Annotated in this window: 13 protein-coding genes; 9 read left to right on the top strand and 4 right to left on the bottom strand. The window is 57.6% G+C overall.

Annotated features, from left to right (window positions below; all coding sequences use genetic code 11):
- Positions 1-68 precede the first annotated feature (68 nt).
- The 3 genes from K227x_RS03655 to K227x_RS03645 all read left to right on the top strand — a co-directional run bounded on the left by K227x_RS03655 (position 69) and on the right by K227x_RS03645 (position 4748).
- The gene (locus K227x_RS03655) at positions 69-1649 is read left to right on the top strand and encodes a sulfatase-like hydrolase/transferase (RefSeq protein ID WP_145168116.1); all 1581 of its coding nucleotides are present in this window, start codon (positions 69-71) and stop codon (positions 1647-1649) included.
- Between the two features lie 283 nt (positions 1650-1932).
- Positions 1933-3366 carry an IS4 family transposase gene (locus K227x_RS03650; protein ID WP_145167733.1) on the top strand — a complete coding sequence of 478 codons (1434 nt, stop codon included), beginning with the start codon at positions 1933-1935 and terminating at the stop codon, positions 3364-3366.
- 788 nt (positions 3367-4154) lie between these two features.
- Positions 4155-4748 (top strand): HdeD family acid-resistance protein, encoded by a 594-nt coding sequence (locus tag K227x_RS03645; protein WP_145168115.1) that lies wholly within the window; start codon positions 4155-4157, stop codon positions 4746-4748.
- An 86-nt stretch (positions 4749-4834) separates the two neighbouring features.
- Here K227x_RS03645 and K227x_RS03640 read toward each other — a convergent pair whose 3' ends face one another.
- Entirely contained in the window at positions 4835-6274 is a 1440-nt protein-coding gene (locus K227x_RS03640; RefSeq protein WP_145168114.1) for a glycoside hydrolase family 16 protein, read from the bottom strand.
- Between the two features lie 401 nt (positions 6275-6675).
- On the opposite strand from K227x_RS03640, the gene K227x_RS03635 reads away from it, so the two are divergent.
- Both K227x_RS03635 and K227x_RS03630 read left to right on the top strand, forming a co-directional pair.
- Positions 6676-7692 carry a nucleoside hydrolase gene (locus K227x_RS03635; protein WP_145168113.1) on the top strand — a complete coding sequence of 339 codons (1017 nt, stop codon included), beginning with the start codon at positions 6676-6678 and terminating at the stop codon, positions 7690-7692.
- A gap of 4 nt (positions 7693-7696) precedes the next feature.
- Entirely contained in the window at positions 7697-9925 is a 2229-nt protein-coding gene (locus K227x_RS03630) for an alpha/beta hydrolase (RefSeq protein WP_145168112.1), read from the top strand.
- Between the two features lie 217 nt (positions 9926-10142).
- On the opposite strand, the gene K227x_RS03625 is transcribed toward K227x_RS03630, so the two are convergent.
- The gene (locus K227x_RS03625; RefSeq protein WP_145168111.1) at positions 10143-11237 is read right to left on the bottom strand and encodes a hypothetical protein; all 1095 of its coding nucleotides are present in this window, start codon (positions 11235-11237) and stop codon (positions 10143-10145) included.
- A 253-nt stretch (positions 11238-11490) separates the two neighbouring features.
- On the opposite strand from K227x_RS03625, the gene K227x_RS03620 reads away from it, so the two are divergent.
- Entirely contained in the window at positions 11491-11757 is a 267-nt protein-coding gene (locus K227x_RS03620) for a PepSY domain-containing protein (RefSeq protein WP_145168110.1), read from the top strand.
- A gap of 836 nt (positions 11758-12593) precedes the next feature.
- Here K227x_RS03620 and K227x_RS03615 read toward each other — a convergent pair.
- Positions 12594-12995, bottom strand: a complete 402-nt coding sequence (locus K227x_RS03615) for a DUF2314 domain-containing protein (protein WP_246146477.1) — start codon at positions 12993-12995, stop codon at positions 12594-12596.
- 476 nt (positions 12996-13471) lie between these two features.
- Here K227x_RS03615 and K227x_RS03610 point away from each other — a divergent pair, with 476 nt between their 5' ends.
- The gene (locus tag K227x_RS03610; RefSeq protein WP_145168109.1) at positions 13472-15013 is read left to right on the top strand and encodes a YifB family Mg chelatase-like AAA ATPase; all 1542 of its coding nucleotides are present in this window, start codon (positions 13472-13474) and stop codon (positions 15011-15013) included.
- Positions 15014-16735: 1722 nt separating this feature from the next.
- Here the strand turns inward: K227x_RS03610 and K227x_RS30225 are convergent.
- Positions 16736-17527, bottom strand: a complete 792-nt coding sequence (locus K227x_RS30225) for a hypothetical protein (RefSeq protein WP_218933756.1) — start codon at positions 17525-17527, stop codon at positions 16736-16738.
- 259 nt (positions 17528-17786) lie between these two features.
- Here K227x_RS30225 and K227x_RS03605 point away from each other — a divergent pair, with 259 nt between their 5' ends.
- A complete protein-coding gene (locus K227x_RS03605; RefSeq protein WP_218933755.1) occupies positions 17787-20798 on the top strand; it encodes a multicopper oxidase domain-containing protein in 3012 nt (1003 codons plus the stop codon).
- Between the two features lie 53 nt (positions 20799-20851).
- Entirely contained in the window at positions 20852-21487 is a 636-nt protein-coding gene (locus K227x_RS03600) for an SCO family protein (protein WP_145168107.1), read from the top strand.
- The last annotated feature ends 47 nt before the right edge of the window (positions 21488-21534 follow it).

Here is a 21534-nt window from a genome sequence, read left to right as displayed (position 1 = left end):
ACTTCACCTGTCCCCTGCCCTGCTCTTCTCTCTTTCCGACTTCGTATCGACAGCCCGTGGAATCCATCATGAAATCGTCCTCCCTCGCGCTCGCGATCGTTGGCTTGCTGGTCTCGATCGCGCCGGCTCAGGATGCACCGAGATTCGATCGCACCGTCCGAGGCAAAGAGAACTTCGAAGCTGCGATCCCACGGCCGGACCAAGACCAGGTCGCTGCCGAAAAACTCGCTGCACACATCGCGAAGACGGGCAAACGTCCTAACATCCTTTGGATGATCGTCGACGACATGGGTTATGGCGATCCGGGCTGCTATGGCGGCGGTGGTGCGATTGGTGCCGCCACACCCAACATGGACCGATTGGCAAGGGATGGCCTGAAACTGACCTCGTGCTATTCGCAACAAACCTGCACCCCCACGCGTTCGGCGATCCTGACCGGACGTCTGCCGATGCGAACGGGATTGACCCGCCCGATCCTGGCGGGCGACAAGCTGACAAAAAACCCATGGGCCGACGAAAGATCACTTCCCGCGTTGCTCAGCGACGCTGGCTACCACACCCTGCTGACTGGAAAGTGGCACGTTGGCGAGCCCAAGGGAATGCGGCCTCACGACATTGGATTTGACGAATTCTACGGTTTCTATCCCGCTCAGAAGGAAATCACCCAAGGCAAAGATGCACGACGCTATCCCGATCTGGTGAACGACCCCCAGCTGATCCGCGCGTTCGAAGCGATCAAGCCTGACGATCATCTGCAGCATGGCTTCAAAGGCGGACGAACCGAAACGCTGGAACAGATCAAGACGACCGAAGACATGGGGCGAGCCGAAAAGAAGCTGGCGGACTTCACGATCCAACGCATCGGTGAACTGGCCCAACAAGACAAGCCGTTCTTCATCGAACATTGCTTCATGAAGGTCCACTGCGACAACTTCCCCAATCCCGACTTGGGACCGCTAAGCGCCGCGAAGTACTTCTACAAAGAAGCCGTCGCCGAAGTCGACTTGCATACCGGTGAAATCGTCAAGGCTCTGGACGATGCCGGCGTGCTGGAAGACACGATGATCTTCTTCACGTCGGACAATGGTCCGCAGATGGATGGATGGCCCGACGCAGGTTACACGCCATTTCGCGGAGCCAAGGGAACCACTTTCGAAGGTGGCGTTCGTGTCCCGGGCATCGCTTACTGGAAAGGCATGATATCGCCAGGGCGAGAGAGCGATGGACTATTCGATCTGATGGACCTGTTTGGCGTGGCGTTGAACCTCGCTGGCGTCTCTACCGATACGCTGGCCCAGGACAAGTATTACGATTTCGTCGATCAAACCTCTTTCCTGCTCGCCGACGATGGCGAATCAGCTCGCGAAGCGGTTTACTTCTGGTGGGGCAGCACCCTGATGGCCTGCCGGATGCGAGAATACAAGCTGCACACAAAAGTGATCCTTCCTGAATCGACGCACATGGACATCGACTATTCAACGCTGCAAACGGCGGGGCTGGCAGGTTGGTATTTCAACCTGTACGTCGACCCGAAAGAGTCGATGCCGGTCGGCCATCGCCGCAACGCCTGGCTGGCCAGCGTGCTAGGGAAACTCAAAGCCCACGGTGCGACGTTCAAGAAGTACCCGCCCAAAGACATCGGCCTCTAGCCGATAGCGGCACCGCCCCCACCATCGTTTCGCCGTGTGCCCAGCCAGGCCACGCGTTTCACCACGCCCACGCACGGGGCGTTGCCCACGCGGTTAAACGATCCAGACGCCGTTCGCACCCACCGCCAAACCTCATGGTGCATCCCCACCATCGTTTAACCGTGTGCCCAGCGGGCCACGCGTTTCACCACGCCCACGCACGGGGCGTTGCCCCTCTTTATCCTACACATCTTTCTTGAGACACTCCGTCCCTGACATTTCTTCAAGGGACGGAGATGATTCGATGTGTCCAGGATGGATTGAGGAAGAGACTCGGACTTTGGACCTGGGTGACAAGCGTCGAAGTAAACGCTTCAGGCGAATTCTTGAGCAGTTCGATCAGGTAGCGCCCTCGACACCGGCGGCGTGCGGAGAAGTTGCAGACCTCACTGCCACTTACCGGCTTTTCAACACCCCCAGTGTGAACTGGATGGCAATTCTGCAGCCCCATAATCAAGCCACGATGGAGCGGTCAGCCAAGTACGATGTCGTCGTGCTGGCACAGGACACCACCGTTTGCGATCTCACCAAACCTTCGCGTCAAGTCGTCGGTGCCGGGCCTCTGGAGGACGTAAAAAAGCGGGGATTCTTTCTGCATCCGCTTTATGCCGTCACTCTCGATGGTCTCGTCTTGGGTTGCGTTGACCAACTTATCTGGACACGTGACTCGATTCGCCAAAACGTGGGCAAAGCTCAACGCGATCGCGAGATCAGGACCATGGCGTTTGAAGAAAAGGAAAGCGCTCGTTGGCTTGAACTGATGCAAAGCGGCGAACAGATCGCTCTGGCAAACCCTCAAACTCATTACATCGGCGTCTCGGACAGCGAATCAGACATCTACGAGTTGCTCATCCAGAACAATGATCTGGCCGAAAACTATGATTTCGTTATCCGCGGATGTCAGGATCGGCGAGTCTATCTTGGCTCTGCTGAACAACCCAAGGTGCTGAGCGAGGCGATTGCCGAAGTCCCTTTTTCGCACGAATTTGAAGTCAGTGTTTCGCCACGAAAGTCGTTAATTAGCGGTGAAAGCCGCAAACGCCGAAGCAACCGCGACGGCCGCACGGCAACGATCTCGGTTCGTGCGAAGACGGTTCAAGTGCATGGCCCGCAGCGTCCCGGCGGAAAGGTTGCTCGCGTGGAGCTTCAAGTTGTCGAAGCGGTTGAGCTTGATCCTCCGGTGGGGTGCGAGCCGATCCACTGGGTACTCTTTACTTCACTCGCGGTGACCAGTTTGGCTCAGATCGAGCTAGTTTTATCAGCATACTGCAGGCGCTGGGACATCGAGGTTTTTTTCAAGACGCTCAAGAGCGGGATGAGGATAGAGAAGCTGAAGTATCAAAGTATTGACGCATATTTGAACGCTGTGGCCGCCTTGATGATCACGGCATTCCGAGTCGAGCAACTTAAAAGCGCTTCGCGTGTCACTCCGGAGGCAAGCTGCGGGGCGATCTACGATGCGACGTTTTGGCAAGCGGTGATGACGGTCGTTGAAGGCGGTGTTTTGCACAGCGATACCCCACCGACGCTGAAAGATTTTTGTCGAGTGATTGCCAAACTAGGTGGCTACGTAGACCAACACGGGCAAGGACCTCCAGGCTCGACGACCATCTGGCGTGGTCTGCTCAAAGCCCATGCCTACCACGAAGCCTATTTGGCAATCAAAGGCTTAAAATAGATGTGTAGGATAAAGAGGGCGTTGCCCACGCGGTTAAACGATCCAGACGCCGTTCGCACCCACCGCCAAACCTCATGGTGCATCCCCACCATCGTTTAACCGTGTGCCCAGCGGGCCACGCGTTTCACCACGCCCACGCACGGGGCGTTGCCCACGCGGTTAAACGCCCCAGACACCGATCGCACCCCACTGCCAAACCTCCCACGGTGCATCCCCACCATCGTTTCACCGTGCGCCCAGCGGGCCACGCGTTTCATCACGCCCACGCACGGGGCGTTGCCCACGCGGTTAAACGATCCAGACGCCGATCGCACCCCACCGCCAAACCTCATGGCGGCATCCCCACCATCGTTTCACCGTGTGCCCAGAGGGCCACGCGTTTCACCACGCCCACGCACGGGGAGTTGCCCACGCGGTTAAACGCCCCAAACACCGATCGCACCCACCGCCAAACCCCATGGTGTTTCCCCACCATCGTTTAACCGTGCGCCCAGCGGGCCACGCGTTTCACCACGCCCACGCACGGGGCGTTGCCCACGCGGTCAAACGATCCAGACGCCGTTCGCACCCACCGCCAAACCTCATGGCGGCATCCCCACCATCGTTTCACCGTGCGCCCAGCGGGCCACGCGTTTCATCACGCCCACGCACGGGGCGTTGCCCACGCGGTTAAACGACCCAAACACCGATCGCACCCACCGCCCGATGCGGCAGCGGAACCATGCGGTAGAATCCACTGCCAGCTTCCACCATCACTTCCACCATCACTTCGAACGAGCCTCGGCAAGATGTCAGAAACCACCACGCCACCCGCCACGTCGCCAAGCGACACTCCCATCCTGAACGTCATTGCGGCCAATTGGTGGGCCCTGCTGCTGCGGGGCATCCTGCTGATCATCATCGGCCTGTACGCATTGCTAAACCCTGGACTAACACTGCTGACTTGGGCATTCGTCGTCGGCTGTTTCTTGATCGCGGACGGCATCCTGGCGATTCTAGCGGGCGTTGCTGGCTGGACGCAGTCGCGCACCTGGACGATCCTGCGAGGCGTGCTGGCGATCATTGCCGGAGCATTCGCGGCCGGACACCCCGCCCTGTTTGGGGCGATCGCGGCGATGACGGTCGTCTTGGTGATCGCCGGACTATCCGTCGTCAGTGGCGTGTTGGAGATCATCGTTGCGATTCGCGAACGCAAAGCGATCGAAGGCGAGGGGTGGATGATCCTGGATGGCGTCTTCTCGGTCCTGTTCGGTGTCGCGCTGGCGCTCGTGCCGCTGCTGTCGGCCAGCCTGCTGATTCGCATCAGTGGCGGTTTCGCCATCCTGTTTGGCGTCGTCGCCATCTACTGCTCGATTCGAATCCGTTCACTCAAAAGCAACTGACCTGAAACGCAACCGAGTCAATCCAGCACCTGCAGCGGTCAACGACAACGACAACGGCAGGTCGCTGGATGCCTGGCTGGATTGCGTCACTTCTTTTTGAACACTCGTACGTAGTCCACGATCGCGCGTGACATTTCCCGTTGCTTCGGCGTGTCCGATACAAACGGCCCCTCTGTTCTGCCATCCCCTTGATTGGGATCCCACGAATTTGGCTGAAACTCCAACGTCAACAACACCATCATGTCGACCGGATCGGTGGGAATATTCTCGGTGAACGTGTAATACAACTTTCCGTCCACGTAACATTTCATCGAATCCGTCGACCACTCCAACCCATACTGATGGAACTCACCATCGTTCACGTCGACATAGGATTCCGGCCGCGGACGTGACGCAGCATTAAACTGCTTGGACTCCGAACCGCCACTTTTGCTCCAGTGATTGGCGACGTTGAATACCTGCGACATGTAGGGCGGTTGGCCTTTGACGATCTCGACAATGTCGACCTCGGCTCCATCCGCCGGTTTGCCGTTGTAGGCGCGAGTCTCCGTGAACAACCAGAAAGCGAACCAGGTTGAATAGCCGACCACCTGGTCGGTGCGGACATTGGCACAGATATAAAGCGGACCATCTTTGGCGCTGACGAACTTGCCACCCCACTTGGCATTGTTTGGTTCCGAACTGTCCCAGACCTCGGGATAGCCCGTCAACAAGTAAGCTGAATTGACTTTCGGCCCATGTTCGTTCGTGTCTGTCTTGTCGGCCACAATTCGCAGCACCAAGTTGCCCTTTCCGTCCAGAACGTGGTTGCCAGTTTTGGTGCTGTACATCCACGCGGATTCTTCGGTACTGCCGCTCCAACGGATCCCCTTGCTCGTGTTCGCCTGGAACTCCGGTGGGTTGTACCCCAGCAACGGAAACCATTTGTCGGGCATCCCCTTCCCCGAAAATTCGTCCGCCCAATCCAGTTCCCAATCTCCGGCTGGCACCCACTGCGATGCCTGATCCGAGGTGACCTCCCCTCGGATCTTCCCGGTGGGATCAGCCGCGACGGGCGCGGAGCTCACCTTCGGTTTGGGCGTGGATGTCTTCGCATCGGTCGCGGGCATCGCTGGTTGGGTTCCCGACGTTTTGCCGGCGGCGACCGCCACGCCCTGCCGCACCACCTCGGCCTGTTTTTTCCATCCCGCATCGTACAACAACGCCTGCCACAGATAACCATCTCCGGCCGTAGTGCCCGCGGGAACCGTCAAATCAAAAGTCTTGGTCCCATCGCCCGCTGAAACCTTTTCGGTCGCCTCGACCGCACGTTTCCAATCGGTGTCAAAGAGCTGCAGTTGGATCAACCCGTCGACCTTGGCCTGATACTGGACCGTAACCGACACGGCCTCACCCGCCGTCGCCGCGACAGGATCACCCTGAATGACAACCGATTGCGCATTCAGATCCTCAGCAAGCAGTCCCCCCATCGCAACAAGAATCAAACTCGACAGATGGACAGAAACCTTGGATCGAAAGTCGAACATGCATTCTTGATGGATAAGCGAATCGCGGCAGCGTCAAATCAACAGGCCAGAACAGCCCAGACGATGGCCCCATTGTAACCAACATTTCCAAAATCCTTGGCAAGCCCCAAAATTGGATTGGACAAGATGGCTGCGGTCCAACGCATCAAAAAAGGGTGCGGGTCGTGCCGAGGCCTTCACGAGCCAATGTTGCTGGTCACCTTTCTCACGCTCTCAATCAGTAGAACGATCGAGTCCCCCTTTTCACAAAGATGCTGATTCCAAGAGTTTTCTGATCCAAAGCGACGGCCATTTTCAATGAGCGCCAAAAAGCCTGTTCCCCCCTTTTTTTGTCCGCAACCGGCTGACCCGTTACACTGCTCCTCCCCTCTTTTTTGCCCTCCCCCTTCGAGACTACCTGAATGTGGCTTCGTTCCCTTCTGTTGTTCGCCATCGGATTGCTGCCAGGCGCAGTGGCCCAATCCGTTCAGGCCTCCGACGAGTTACCGATCCCTTTGATTTTCGACACCGACATCGACACGGATTGCGACGACGTGGGCACAGTGGCCTGCCTGCACGCGCTCGCCGACGGCGGCGAGATCGAAATCCTGGCAACGACCGTCAGTTCCAATTACGAACATTCGGCACCCTGCTTGGATGCGTTGAACCAATACTATGGTCGCGGCACGTTGCCGCTTGGTGTTCCCAATCGCGAGGGTGCGAGCGTCAACCGAGGGTCACGGTATGCATCTCAGATTGCCAGCCAGTTCCCCTCTCGCTTTAAAACCAATGCGGACGCCCCCGCCGCCGTTGACGTGCTGCGCCGCGCACTCGCTGCGGCAGCCGATCACTCGGTGCGGATCGTGACGGTCGGCTATCTGACCAATGCGGCGGACCTGTTGCAATCCGGTCCCGATCCCATCAGCCCGCTGTCGGGACGGGAACTGATCCAACAGAAAGTGGAGCGACTGGTGGTGATGGGCGGCCGGTATCCGGAGCACCTTGATCCCAATGTATACGGGAACTTCAAACCCGATCCCGATTCAGCCGTCCGCGTCGCTAACGAATGGCCTAGCGTGATTTACTTCAGTGGCGATGGCGAAAAAATGGGAACGGGAAGTCAGCGGACACAGTTGCCCTCGTCCCACCCGCTGCGAGTGGCCTACGACTTGTTTTTGGGCGACAAACTGACCCGCCCCAGTTGGGATCAAACCACATTGTTGTTTGCCGTTCGACCGGATGCCGCGTACTGGAAAGTAACCCAACAGGGCGGCAACCACATCTTTCCAAATGGAACCAACCGCTGGGTCGATGATGCCCCAGATGACCATCGCTTGGTGCAAGTCATCGAGAGTCAACGTGAAGCCCTAACGGCCGAAATTGATCGTTTGATGTTGCACCCCAGCGGCCCGCCACCCCGTTCAGAGGAGTCCAGGTAACCCGATGCTCAAGACACATCATCTGCTACTGTTGCTGCTGTCTGTCACTGTACTGTTGGCTGCGGAGGCGACTGCGGAGGGCCCTCCCGTTGTAGAGAACTGGTCCGTCCTGGACGACGGCAACCCCAGCGGCCCCAGCTGGATCGATTGGAGCGACCCAGGTTTGATGCTGGTGCATCATCTGAATGCACTGACCCGCGACTGCCTGGCGACGCGTGAAGCTGAGATCGACGAATTGAAGACCGCCGAAGACTGGCAACAACGGCAGGCCAAGGTCCGCGAAACACTCGATCAAATCCTTGGCCCTTGGCCCGCGCGATCCCCCCTGCGTCCACGCGTCACCGGAGTCCTGCACCGGGATGGCTACCGCGTGGAGAAGATCGTTTTCGAATCGATGCCAAACTTCTTCGTGACGGGGGCGCTCTTTGTCCCCGAGGGACACTCCGTACCCGAGGGACACTCCGGTCGTGGTCCAGCGATCCTGGATGTGATTGGACATTCGGGCCAGGCGTTCCGTCGAGACATTTACCAAAACGTGATTCTGAATCTCGTCCAGAAAGGGTTCGTGGTGTTCACCATCGACCCGCTCGGACAGGGTGAACGATTGCAGTACTTTGATTCCCAGCAAGGAAAGTCGATCGTCGGTTCCGCGACCAAAGAACACTCCCATGTCGGGGTCCAGTGTTTTCTGACCGGACAATCCTTGGCCCGTTACTTCACATGGGATGGGATTCGAGCGATTGATTATTTGTTGACCCGCCCCGAGGTCGATCCCAATCGAATCGGCGCGACAGGTCTGTCGGGCGGGGGCACACAGAGCAGCTACGTCGGTGCAGTCGACCAACGTGTCCTCGCCGCGGCACCCACCGGATTTATCACCAGCACCAGTCGGCTGCTGGGGTCCATCGGCCCCCAGGACGCGGAACAGGTTTTTTATCATGGGCCGCTGCTGGGCATCGACCATGCGGATCTGCTGGAAGTGCGAGCGCCCCGACCCACCCTTCAGGTGACGACCACGCGGGATTTCTTCAGCATCCAAGGCGCGCGGGAAACGGCAGACGAAGTGCGCCAGGTGTTTGAAACCCTCGGTTACCCCCAGCATTTCAACCAGATCGAAGACGACTACGAACACGGCTTCACTCAACCGAACAACGAAGCCACGTATGCGTTCTTTCAAAGGTCCTTGGATCTGCCTGGTAGCGACAAGGAACATGCCTACCCGTTTCTGACGCAGCAGCAGCTGAGAGTGACGGAGACGGGACAAGTTTCGACGTCGTTTCAGAGCGAGACCGTATTCAGCCTGAACCTGCAGGAGGCCAAGCCGCTGCTGAAGAAACTGCAGGATGACCGTCAAGCTTTGTCCCAGCACCTCCCGCAAGCCGTGCTAGCAGCGGAACAATTGTCCGGCTACCGAAAGCCCGAACAGAGGCCGGCCCCCGTGTTTCGTGGACAGTACCAACGGGATGGCTACCGAGTCGAAAAATGGGGATTGCACGGCGAAGGTCAGACGATCATCCCGACGCTGGTGTTTGTTCCGGACACCTCCACCACACCGGCGACGAGGTGGCCGGCGATTGTCTATGCACACGAAAAGGGCAAGGCCGCCGATGCGGTCGTGGGCGGAACGATCGAAGCTTTGGTACGAAGCGGTCACGTCGTCGCGGCACCAGACCTGCTGGGCTATGGCGAAACGAGCTACAAGTTCACGCAGGGGCACGCGCCAGTCCAACCGTTCTTCAACGCCCTGATGTCCGGGCGGAGCGTGGCGGGGATCAACGCCGGGGATGCAGTCCGAGTGTTGAAGTTCTTGCAAGATCGAGACGATGTGAAGCCGGACGACATTGGGGCCGTCGCCCGCGGCGACGTGGGGCCAGCGATGCTGCTTGCGGCGGCGTTGGAACAAGAGTTCCAGTGGCTGGTGCTGGCGGATTCCCTGCTGGATTACCAGAGCGTTATCAGCCACCCGCATTACGACGTGAACGCCAACTCGCTGGTAGCCGGGGCGCTGACCGCCTACGACCTGCCCGATTTGCTGGCCAGTCTAGCGCCTCGACGTGTTGCTCTATCCCAGCCCAGGACCCACATGCGAATCCCAGCGACGAAAGAACAAATTAATTCATCGCTCGGCTTTGTGAAGCAGCATGCCAAGAATCAATTTCGAATCGAGACCCAGGACATCGAGACCCAGGACATCGATCTCAAGACGCTCGTTCAGTGGTGCGTGCAACCCTAAAAGAAGAACGGGTCAGGAGCGAATGGTACCGTTTTAGTTGACTCGAGCGGGAACAACTCGATAGGTGCGTACGTCGAGGGGTGCCTTTCGGTAAGGATACGTCGTCATGGATAAGGAAACGATCACGTTCACGACATCCAACGAACGTTCGACATCACGGGAACCGAAAGTAGCTGGTCCATTTCAGCACACGCCGCAAGCCGTCATCCCGTGCAGGTCATTGTTCGGCTGCGTTGTTGACGAAATCCAGTCGCCGCCAAGACCACAATCGCGACCATAGTCGGCGGATCAAACCGGGACCAGATTCGACAGCACAGCAGTCCAAGCAGCAGTCGAAGGCATCAAGGCACAAATCGTACCCGCCACTAGCGACAGCCAACCAGCAACCAAATTGTCCGCCGGAATCCGTTTTATCCGGTCCTGTGCTATACAGTTCAAACGAGTCTTCTGACCGGCGGTAAATGAAGTCGCCATCCGTGAATGGGTCCCGTGGCACCGAGGAAAGAATGTCAGGTTCAAGTTCCCGAATCGAATGCGGGTAGTGCCCAGTACGATCTTTCCACGATCGGATTGCCAAATCAACGGACAAGAGACGCGTCATTGCCAACGCTCTGCGGTCCAGATCAGCATAAATAGCTTGCATCTCTGCTTCCGGCCGGTTCCCGAAGGCCTTGATAAACTGAACCAGGTCCCTTTGCTGCTCAATCGACAGCTCGCTGTCGGGATCAAACAAATCGTCTTCGGACAGCTCGTTGCCATCGTCCTCGCACCCTGACTCCGCTTCCCACTTTGCGTCTCGAGCCACGATCTCACTGTGAGCTTCGCGCTCACGTTCATGGCGACTCAGTGCCGCCAACAAATTTCCGCGGACACCCTCATCAAAGCGGTTGCGAAGTGATCGCAAGGCGTTAACGCCCCGGTCGGAAATGGCAACCGCTACGAGATGGTCGACGATCAGCCCGCCGCGGCGTGTGGCATTCGCCAGGTCCAGATGAACGATCCCGTATAGAGCGGCCTTGTCGAAATCTCCGTTGAAAGCCGCAACGTCAGAGGCAAAACGCACCGCGCTGGATAGCTTGTTTAGCTTTAGTACGTCATCGGAGTGGTGCGAAAAGAAGTCCGGCTTGAACTCGACGGGGACTTCACATTCTTGCAACGCAATTTCCCGAGTTGCCTCCAACACCGGATCGATGCGTTCCAGCAGAACGTTGGCATCGGCGATGCAGTGTTGATTCACCTCCACCAACAGTTCCACGTCTGCAAGACGCGACGACGATTCAATCAATTCGCGATAGGGAAACAAAGCGGTCAAACCTCCTTTAGCAGCACTTCCCAAAGCTGGGCGAAGGAATCTAGATTCCAGTCGACGTCCGCTCCGGCATTTGAGAGTAAATCCGTGGCATCGGGATCTGAAGCAAGGACGCCCGTGAACACAAAGCAGAATTTAGATTCGCTTCAGCTGGGCTTCATCGAGGCTCCGTAGCATTCACCAATCTACCACGTCAGCGCGAACCGTTCGTGTTGAAATCGATGGTCGATCAACCGTTTTCAATGGAGCCTTTCGAATGAACACGTCCATTCTATACTCGTTCGCTGCTGCGGCACTGATCCCCGTCGGCATCACTTCTGCAATTGGGCGAAGCACCAGCGACAAGCCGATTTCGATGATCCAAATCGTGCAGCAACTGGAAACCAATGGTTATGGTCCGTTTTCGGAACTGTCGATGGACGACGGCAATTGGGAAATCGAAGTCTACAAGGACGGCCAGAAACGTGAATTGCACGTCGATCCCAGAACCGCCAAAGTCATCGCCGATCGCATGGACGATTGATCGATGACGCAGGATTGGGAAGACAGAACTTGCGAGGTCGGTGGCGGCGATAGGATTGTGCAAATCGGCCCTGACTTCGCTCGTGTCGATGCTAGCGTTTTCCATTACGGCTATCGCTCCGAACAGCTAGAAAAAAACGATGTGGCTTCACCCAGTCAGCCGCTTGGCCGACAGCCTCGGTTCAACGCGGGCCCCGCGGCGATCAGCCTCGGAGAGGCGAAAGCATCCTGCCGTGTGGGCGGGCCCCACGGATTCAGCGTTACCACCGCCGCCTCACCCCAGCCCTCATCCCCCTGGATTACCGAAGCTCCACTTCGATAATCCAGGGGGATGAGGGGGCAAAAGAAAATCAACCAGCCGCATTGTCTCGCCACCTCGTTTTGCCCCCTCTCCCCCGCGTTGAACGCGAGTTCCGCTCGCGTTCAACGTGGGGGAGAGGGTTCGGGTGAGGGGGGGCGAGACCTTCGCCGCTCCGCGGCTAAGCCGGGCATTCGCGATCCCCCGATTGCCCATGGCATCACGGCCAGCGGCTCACACCCGCCGCTGAAAGCTCGACTCCATCAACCGTCGGTGATCAGCTTGCTGACTTAGTCCTTGGCGAGAAATCCGCAATGGAGTCACAACCCGACGCGCAAGCGAGTGGCGGAATCGAATCCTTCGCTTACGCATTGGGTTACTAAATCAGAAGGCCGCTATCGCCCAAACGCTGATGCAGACGGAGCCGCTAGTTCCCACCATCCAAGATGCGTGTGATTTCGGCGTACACGCTTTCGTGCCAAAGCCGGACTGTGGCGTGAGTAGCCAACGACGTCAGCGGCTTCGCGTCTAGCGTTCGGCTATTTCGAACTGCCTGGATAGTCGGCGAATTCAAGAGGCGGTGCGGATTCGGGATCAAGTTCTGAAAGCACACGTATCGTATATCCTCCATAACATTTCCCGTTCTCCATGATCATCCAGTCAGACACCGTAGAACGATTCACGGTGCGTACATCACCAAACTTCAACCCACTGACGCTTCTCGGGTCATTTGCACATCTCGCGGTAATTTGTTCATCATCAATCGTGATGGGCGTAAACCAGATGTGCTCCCGTTCGCCATCGTCCGTCTTCATTGAAAATTTGACACTCGTTCCTTCGATGCCACTTCGCTTCCAATTTTGCTCGAACTGAGCGAACGTCTCTTTTGCTTTCGCGATCGCGGCATTCATAGCCACATCTTCATCGTCAACATCGATCACACGGTGCGGTACGTCTGGAAGACGATTCCCACTGTCACACCCCCAGAGAAACCCCAGAGACGTGAAGACGAGTGCTGCTAGCCGTAAGCGTTTCAAAGGAAGTTTCTCTCGTTGATCAATCGAAATAACGTTGGCAGTCGCACGGACGATTCTCTATCGCCCCAATGCCCCGAACTGGCAGTCTCATGTGCAACCCATGGATTTTGCGCGGAGCTCGTGCGGTGAAGGACACGCCAATCGGACGGAATCCACTTTCCTTAGAATACTGGCCTGGGAGGACGCAAACAACAATCGAATCATCAAACCGGCCGGCCGTCGTCGCTCCATGCGCCGGTTCGCTGATGAGGTAAATCAGCGGCAGGAATGGATTTCCTGACAATCCAGCCCCCGGATGATCGCCCGGGTGGTTGCCCCCCGCTGGCCCAGCGGTCAACATCGAGTAACGAGGCAAACGAAACTACCGGGGATCGGGCGTCATGCTTGCACGACTGAAGACATTCACCCTGCTTGGAATCGAAGCGATGGCAGTCGACGTCGAAGTCGACATTTCACCCGCCGCGATGCCCAAGACCATCCTGGTCGGACTACCCGATGCAGCGGTGAAAGAGTCCACTCACCGAGTGGAACGTGCGATCGTCAATAGCGGATTCATTCGTCCGCATGATCGAGTCGTCATCAATTTGGCACCTGGCGATCTGCCGAAACAGGCCGCATCCTTTGACCTGCCGGTCGCACTGGGTGTGTTGGCAGGCAGCGGACAGTTGGCAGCCGACCGGTTGGATGACTATGCGATCATCGGGGAACTCGCACTCGAAGGACACACACGCCCTGTCAAAGGCACGCTGTCGATCGCCATCGAAGCGGCCAAGGACCAAAAACTGCAGGGCATCATGGTCCCGACCGAAAATGCCAGCGAGGCGGCCGTCGTCGAAGGCCTGGACGTGATCCCCGTCGCCACGCTGGCCCAAGCGGTTGCGTTCTTCGCCGGTGCCATCGACATCGACCCGGCCCCCAGCCGACTAGAACAACTGTTCGAACGGTTCAGTGCCTATGACGTCGACTTCGGTGACGTGCGAGGCCAAGAAACGGCCAAGCGAGCGATGACACTGGCCGCCGCCGGAAGACACAATCTATTGATGGTAGGCCCACCCGGGTCGGGCAAGACCATGCTGGCCAAACGAATGCCTACGATCCTGCCACAACTGAGTGCACCGGAGTCGATCGAAACCACTCGCATCTACAGTGCGTTGGGCCAGTTGCCGGCCGGACAACCACTGCTGGCTCGCCGACCGTTCCGCAGCCCTCATCACACCATCAGCGATGCCGGCCTGGTCGGCGGCGGCAGTCCGCCGGCGCCGGGCGAAATCAGCAAGTCGCACAACGGCATCCTGTTCCTGGACGAACTGCCCGAATTCAATCGCAAGACACTGGAAGTGATGCGGCAACCGCTCGAAGACGGTGTGGTGACGATCAGCCGTGCCCTGCGTTCGACCACCTTCCCCAGCGATTTCATGTTGATCGCGGCGGCCAACCCCTGCCCCTGTGGATACCGCAGCGATCCACGGCGAAGTTGCAATTGCACGCCGCCTCAAATTGAAAAATACATGGGCAAGATCTCCGGGCCGCTGTTGGATCGGATCGACATCCACATCGAAGTGCCGGCGGTACCGTTCGAGGAACTTTCCACGGCGACCAGCAACGGGACCACCAGCCAGCAGATGCGTGACGACGTGATCGCCGCCCGCGGCCCACAAACCGAACGCTTTCAGAATGGCCCGGTGCGCTACAACGCACAGATGACCAGCCGACAAGTTCGGCGGTACTGTGAACTGGACAAATCCTGTCAATCGATGCTGCGACACAGCGTCGAAGAAATGGGATTATCCGCACGAGCCCACGACAAAATCCTCCGCATCGCCCGCACCATCGCCGACGTCAGCGGCGACGAAAAGATCGCCGAAATGCACCTCGCCGAAGCCATCGGCTACCGCAGCCTAGACCGTGACATGTGGACCTAGATCGGCGGTTCCCCCAACGCCCAGACGCTACCGCGTTGACACGGACGCATGTGAAACCGAGCCTCGATGTTTTAGGGTGTGCCACGAAACAAACGCGCGGCCCGATGGGCACGCGGTTAAGCGAATTGCGTGGGAGCTTTGCTGGACGGTGGTTTGGCGGGTTCATTTAGCCGCTCGGGCAACGCCCAGCGCGCCGGTCTAAAACGCGCGGCCCGATGGGCACGCGGTTAAACGAATTGCGTGGGAGCTTTGCTGGACGATTGTTTGGCGGGTTCGTTTAGCCGCTCGGGCAACGCCCAGCGCGCCAGTCTAAAACGCGCGGCCCGATGGGCACGCGGTTAAACGAATTGCGTGGGAGCTTTGCTGGACGGTGGTTTGGCGGGTTCGTTTAGCCGCTCGGGCAACGCCCAGCGCGCTGGTCTAAGACGCGCGGCCCGGTGGACACGCGGTTAAACGAATTGCGTGGGAGCTTTGCTGGACGGTGGTTTGGCGGGTTCGTTTAGCCGCTCGGGCAACGCCCAGCGCGCCGGTCTAAGACGCGCGGCCCGGTGGACACGCGGTTAAACGAATTGCGTGGGAGCTTTGCTGGACGGTGGTTTGGCGGGTTCATTTAGCCGCTCGGGCAACGCCCAGCGCACCAGTCTAAAACGCGCGGCCCGATGGGCACGCGGTCAAACGAATTGCGTGGGAGCTTTGCTGGACGGTGGTTTGGCGGGTTCGTTTAGCCGCTCAGGCAACGCCCAGCGTGCCGGTCTAAAACGCGCGGCCCGGTGGACACGCGGTTAAACGAATTGCGTGGGAGCTTTGCTGGACGGTGGTTTGGCGGGTTCGTTTAGCCGCTCGGGCAACGCCCAGCGCGCCGGTCTAAGACGCGCGGCCCGATGGGCACGCGGTTAAGCGAATTGCGTGGGAGCTTTGCTGGACGGTGGTTTGGCGGGTTCGTTTAGCCGCTCGGGCAACGCCCAGCGCGCCGGTCTAAGACGCGCGGCCCGGTGGACACGCGGTTAAACGAATTGCGTGGGAGCTTTGCTGGACGGTGGTTTGGCGGGTTCGTTTAGCCGCTCGGGCAACGCCCAGCGCGCCGGTCTAAGACGCGCGGCCCGGTGGACACGCGGTTAAACGAATTGCGTGGGAGCTTTGCTGGACGATTGTTTGGCGGGTTCGTTTAGCCGCTCGGGCAACGCCCAGCGCACCAGTCTAAAACGCGCGGCCCGATGGGCACGCGGTTAAACGAATTGCGTGGGAGCTTTGCTGGACGGTGGTTTGGCGGGTTCGTTTAGCCGCTCAGGCAACGCCCAGCGTGCCGGTCTAAAACGCGCGGCCCGGTGGACACGCGGTTAAACGAATTGCGTGGGAGCTTTGCTGGACGGTGGTTTGGCGGGTTCGTTTAGCCGCTCGGGCAACGCCCAGCGCGCCGGTCTAAGACGCGCGGCCCGATGGGCACGCGGTTAAGCGAATTGCGTGGGAGCTTTGCTGGACGGTGGTTTGGCGGGTTCGTTTAGCCGCTCGGGCAACGCCCAGCGCGCCAGTCTAAAACGCGCGGCCCGATGGGCACGCGGTTAAACGAATTGCGTGGGAGCTTTGCTGGACGATTGTTTGGCGGGTTCGTTTAGCCGCTCGGGCAACGCCCAGCGCGCCGGTCTAAAACGCGCGGCCCGGTGGACACGCGGTTAAACGAATTGCGTGGGAGCTTTGCTGCCCCGCACCAGATCATTTCGCTGATCAGGTCCGCGCTGCGGATTTGCAACTCGGAAGCGTGGGCAAGTGGGCGCTGGGTTTCCAGCAGATCGCGGTGCCGCAGCCGTTGCCGTGGAATCGAATCGACGGCTGGATTTGACTGCGGTTGAGGCTTTTGATCGTCGCTTGGAGTCGACGCTTGCAGTCAGCGTCCGGGACTGGCGGCAGGGGATCGTCAATTCGACATGGCCAGCCCTCCTCTTGGAAAACCACTAACACCATTTCTTGGTTGGGAGCCGGCACCCGGTATCGCTTGACCACAGCCTCGGCGTACCACAACTCACGTTCAGAACGGTCCCAAATTGGCAATGGCGTCGACTCACACGCCGTTGGCTCGGGTCTCGGTTCGCTGACGGCAGGTTCTTCCAAAGACAAGCGAACATACTTTGCACCGTCGCTGGTTAGCGAGATACAAGTATCGGTGCATAAAACCGTCGTCGGAGCGGATTCAAATTCCCGCAACTCTGCCCCAGACGGCGTGATTTCCCGATTGTGTTCCACGAACCTGCGGGCGAGCATCCAGCGGATGTCAACGATCGTCAATCCGCGTGCGATCAACGTCGGCAATTCGACAGCCATTTGCCATCGATCGACTTCCGCGTCTGCCGCATAGTCGAACGCACGTAAAAGGATCTCTGCGGTTCGAAGCGTCCGTCGAATCGCCCTAGGTGCTGCCTTGAGTTCTTCAGCCACAATCACTGGCGTGCCCCAGATGAGATCAAAGATGAATGACTTGTTCGGAACAACGAACATCCCCCACATGGGGGCCAATGTCAAGGGAATTTCGGCGAGTGGGGATCTGCAACCCTGCTGATCTTCACCTCGGGTTGCCACCCACCCTGCGCTGACGAAACGTGTGGTGAACAAGCGGCTACTTCATTTTCGATCGCGCCAACGAGTCATGCAAACCCCGGCGATTGCACCGATGCCGCACCCACATCGTACGTTTATCGCTGCGCAACTCGGTCTTAATGTTGTAGTGCTACATCGGTCGGTCGAAGAACGCACTGCCATTTCGGGAACAGGAGAATTCATCATGTCCAACGGACGCATGTCGAACGGTCGCCGAGAATTTTTAAAGCAAGGCGTGACAGCGGGTTTGTGCGGGACGACTGCTCTGGTGCAAGGCGAAGACCTTCATCAGGAAGTTCGCGACGAGATGGCAGGGCGACTGAATTTCCTTTCAGCACCGCAGGGTTCGCCACCGTCCATCCTGGTTTCACCAAGCCCCAAAGTTAGACCATTCACGACTCCTTTCTTCACTCCTTGCGTTCCCGAGCCGCTGTTCGCTTTTGTGCCCGAGGAGTATCCCTTGCGGTTTGAGATCTCTCAGCACAACGCGAACACAAACGCTCGAATCTTGCTGACCAAGGCGGACATCGATCGCGTCACGTTGCGATTAAGTCGGCAACAACTTGAATCGACATCCGAACTGAATCTGGCATGGCTGGCCGGGTTCTGGAAACGTTTCACCGAAACGGCAACCTCACTTGCGAATATAGACATCGATCTGGGCGATCTTCCCGATCCGTTCGCCCACCAACGGTTCTTTGATTTCAAGACGCAGTACTTCTATGCGATGTGGGAAGTCGAATTCGCTTGGCGGTTCGATGAATGCTACGGCAAGGATTCCTACAACTGGGGATTCGCGTCTTTCTGCAAGGCTGCCGATCACCCCAAAGACAACGGGAACTACGCCAGCTACCAAGACTGTCAATTTGAACCGCTGAGAAAGAACCAGCAGTGGAAACGCGACGCAAGCGTTGGTTTGCCAGCGATGAAAGTTCGCTTGCAAGCAAGTTCGCCGGGGCCGACTTTCCAGGCACGCTATGGACAGCCCGTGATGGTTCGTCGTGTCAACTCGCTACCCGAAATCTTGAACGATGCCGCCAGCTATAAAAACCGTCGCCGAATCAAATTTGCGCTCCCATCGACGACGACTCATCTGCACAACGCACACACCGCCTCGGAAAGCGATGGAAACCCGAATGACTGGATCAACACAGGCGAATACTGGGACCATCACTATGGCAACTTTCCATCGGGGTACGATCCGAACGAGAAACTAAGCACACTGTGGTATCACGACCACCGAATGGATTTCACCGCTGCAAATGTGTACGCGGGACTAGATGGGTTCTATACGCTGTTTGATGAAACAACGGACGACGCTGGAGCCGACCTAGACGAATCCATCAAGCAGGACGTCGGCGTCGAAGGCGAAGGGTGGGGACTGCCGGCAGGTGATTATGACGTGCCGATGATCCTGCACGATCTTTTGTTCGCACACCCCGATGGCGAAAAAGAAGAGACGCCGCCCTATGATCCGTCACCTCAGTTGGTGTTTGATGGATTCAATACGGATGGCATCATCGGCGATCGGCTGACCGTCAACCGCATCATTCAACCGGTCATGAAAGTGGAGCCGCGAAAGTACCGGTTTCGGATTCTCAATGGCGGACCGTCTCGGTTTTACGAGCTAACAATCCACACCGAATCAGTGCCCGCCAAAGTCAGCGACGGCAAACCGGATAGAGATGCAAACGGCGATCTGATCGGTGAAATCCCCTTCATCGTGATCGCAGGCGACGGAAACTTCCAACCCAACGCCTTGCTGGCGCGAAGCTTGTACCTCGGTGTGGCTCAGCGATGCGACGTCGTGATCGATTTCTCGGAATTCGCGGGCCAGAATCTGTACATGGTCAACGTCTTGGATCAAATCAATGGGCGCGGGCCTTCGGGGCGTGAATACCATCGCGACACGTTTGTCAGTACGGACATCTCCTGTCAACCCGCCGACGGCGTGGAGCCGTTTTTTCAAGAACAGGGGATGGTGAAGTTCGAGGTCGGCAAAACGCTTCCGGCGCCGGATAAAAGCACGTTGCCGCTAGCGTTTCGCAGTTTCCCCCCCGTCGATCTGACCGAAGTGCGCCGGGAACGATTGTGGGAATTTGATTTTGACGGCGGGCTTTGGACGGTCAACGGACTGACCTACGACCCCAACCGTATCGACGCCGGGATCGAGCAAGACACGGCCGAGATTTGGACGATGCGCAATAACGGAAATTCATGGAGCCACCCCATCCACAGTCACTTCACCGAATTCATTGTCTTAGAAATCAATGGCGTGCCGCAGTATCAATACACCGTGCAAGAATCGGAGGTTCAAAATTCGATCCCCTTTCTTAAAAAGCCGCGATCATTCATTCAGCTGGACGGGCAATTTCGCGATCAAATTCGCGACAGCCTAGAAGCGATTAAGAAATCATCGGAAAGCGAAAACAAGATGCAGAACTTGTACGAGCAAGCCCCGGCGGCACGCGAGTTTCTGAAACGAAAGACGCGGGCGGCCTCCGATCAACCGCAAACGCTTGAACAACTTTTGCAGCGACTCATCACCAACGCTGAACAATGGAAAGGCAATCTGTATCAACAGGAAACGCAGGCCGTTGTTGAAATCCAGCGAATCGAGACCGTTCTACTGAGATCTTATTCACCCGAAGACATCGCCAAAACGATGCAGCAAGTGCGCGTCGTGATTGCCGCGATCATGCTAAGCAAATTCGGGACAGATCACCTTCGTGGTCAAGTCAAGCATTTTGTAGACGAGGAAAATGAATTTGGAATCGAACAGATCCGTTTTCAATCGGCCAAAGAGTTTCGATTGATGGTCGTGCTGTTGCGGATACTGGGGATCGCAGAGCTGGATCTTCGCAACAACGGCGACTCGATCAAAGGCGAAGGCCGATTCATGGGTGGACCACGTCGCGATGTCGCGATCCTGCTGCCTGACTGGGAAGTCACCATGTTCATGCGGTGGAAGGATTTCTTGGGCAAACACGTGATGCACTGCCACAACGTCGTTCACGAAGACCATGCGATGATGATCCGCTGGGACATCGTTCCGCCTGGACACGGGTTCGATACGCCCAAACGTGCGGATCGATTCTATTCAGTCGAACTTCCCCATGAAGTCCCGCATGTGCAACCGATGCCAGAACACGCTAGTTCTCATGAAAATGACAGCGATCAGGCGTTAGATCGATAACACCTTTTGAATGCATCCTCCTTTTATCCATCCCTGTGCGTGGGAAGACAATCATGGCCAGTAAATTCGATAGCCAAGCGATCGCGTGGATGCCTGGTCAAGTCGCGTCGCGCCGGCGTTTTGTTCCCAATGTGCCCATCGTGACGCACGACAACCGGCGTAAATTGTTTTACGACGATCTGGTCAAAGACCGTACTGTCATCGTGCAGTTTGTCAGCCTTGCCTATCACCCGAACTATCCGGTGACGAGAAATTTGATCGATGTGCAGCGCCGATTGGGCGACCGACTTGGGGATGATGTTTTCATGATCTCGATCACGTCGGATCCAGAGAACGATAATGTTGCTGCTCTCGCAGAATTTTCCAAGCGGCATCACGCCAAAGAGGGATGGACGTTTGTAACCGGCGACGTCGACAGTCTGAGCCTGTTGCAGCAGGTGTTTTTTTTCCATGGCGACGAAACGCATCAGCAGCACCATTCGGAATTGCAGCCAACGGATTGCTCCGCCGGACTGCTGCGTTACGGAAACGACACGGCAGGAATATGGGGCTCCGTTCCAACCAAGACCGATGCCGCGCAGATCATTGATCGTTTGGCGTGGATCACGCCAAACCGCGAAGCGAAGCGTCCCAAGGGAATCCGCCGCGCTGGTCCGCGATTTGATACGGCGACCCGTTCGTACAGATAGATAGTCAGCCAGGGGTTCCAGCCAATACCTTTCACATCAGTCTGCAG

This window comes from Rubripirellula lacrimiformis (assembly GCF_007741535.1).
GTDB lineage: Bacteria > Planctomycetota > Planctomycetia > Pirellulales > Pirellulaceae > Rubripirellula > Rubripirellula lacrimiformis.
Note: the sequence above shows the minus strand (reverse complement) of the source record. Positions and strands in the feature narration are given on the sequence as shown.

Excerpts from the sequence above, each read along its gene's own strand:
- K227x_RS03635 (WP_145168113.1), top strand. The coding sequence starts at position 6,676 with ATGTGGCTTCGTTCCCTTCTGTTGTTCGCCATCGGATTGCTGCCAGGC.
- K227x_RS03650 (WP_145167733.1), top strand. The coding sequence starts at position 1,933 with ATGTGTCCAGGATGGATTGAGGAAGAGACTCGGACTTTGGACCTGGGT.
- K227x_RS03600 (WP_145168107.1), top strand. The coding sequence starts at position 20,852 with ATGGCCAGTAAATTCGATAGCCAAGCGATCGCGTGGATGCCTGGTCAA.
- K227x_RS03640 (WP_145168114.1), bottom strand. The coding sequence starts at position 6,274 with ATGTTCGACTTTCGATCCAAGGTTTCTGTCCATCTGTCGAGTTTGATT.
- K227x_RS03655 (WP_145168116.1), top strand. The coding sequence starts at position 69 with ATGAAATCGTCCTCCCTCGCGCTCGCGATCGTTGGCTTGCTGGTCTCG.
- K227x_RS03645 (WP_145168115.1), top strand. The coding sequence starts at position 4,155 with ATGTCAGAAACCACCACGCCACCCGCCACGTCGCCAAGCGACACTCCC.
- K227x_RS03610 (WP_145168109.1), top strand. The coding sequence starts at position 13,472 with ATGCTTGCACGACTGAAGACATTCACCCTGCTTGGAATCGAAGCGATG.
- K227x_RS03620 (WP_145168110.1), top strand. The coding sequence starts at position 11,491 with ATGAACACGTCCATTCTATACTCGTTCGCTGCTGCGGCACTGATCCCC.
- K227x_RS03630 (WP_145168112.1), top strand. The coding sequence starts at position 7,697 with ATGCTCAAGACACATCATCTGCTACTGTTGCTGCTGTCTGTCACTGTA.
- K227x_RS03605 (WP_218933755.1), top strand. The coding sequence starts at position 17,787 with ATGTCCAACGGACGCATGTCGAACGGTCGCCGAGAATTTTTAAAGCAA.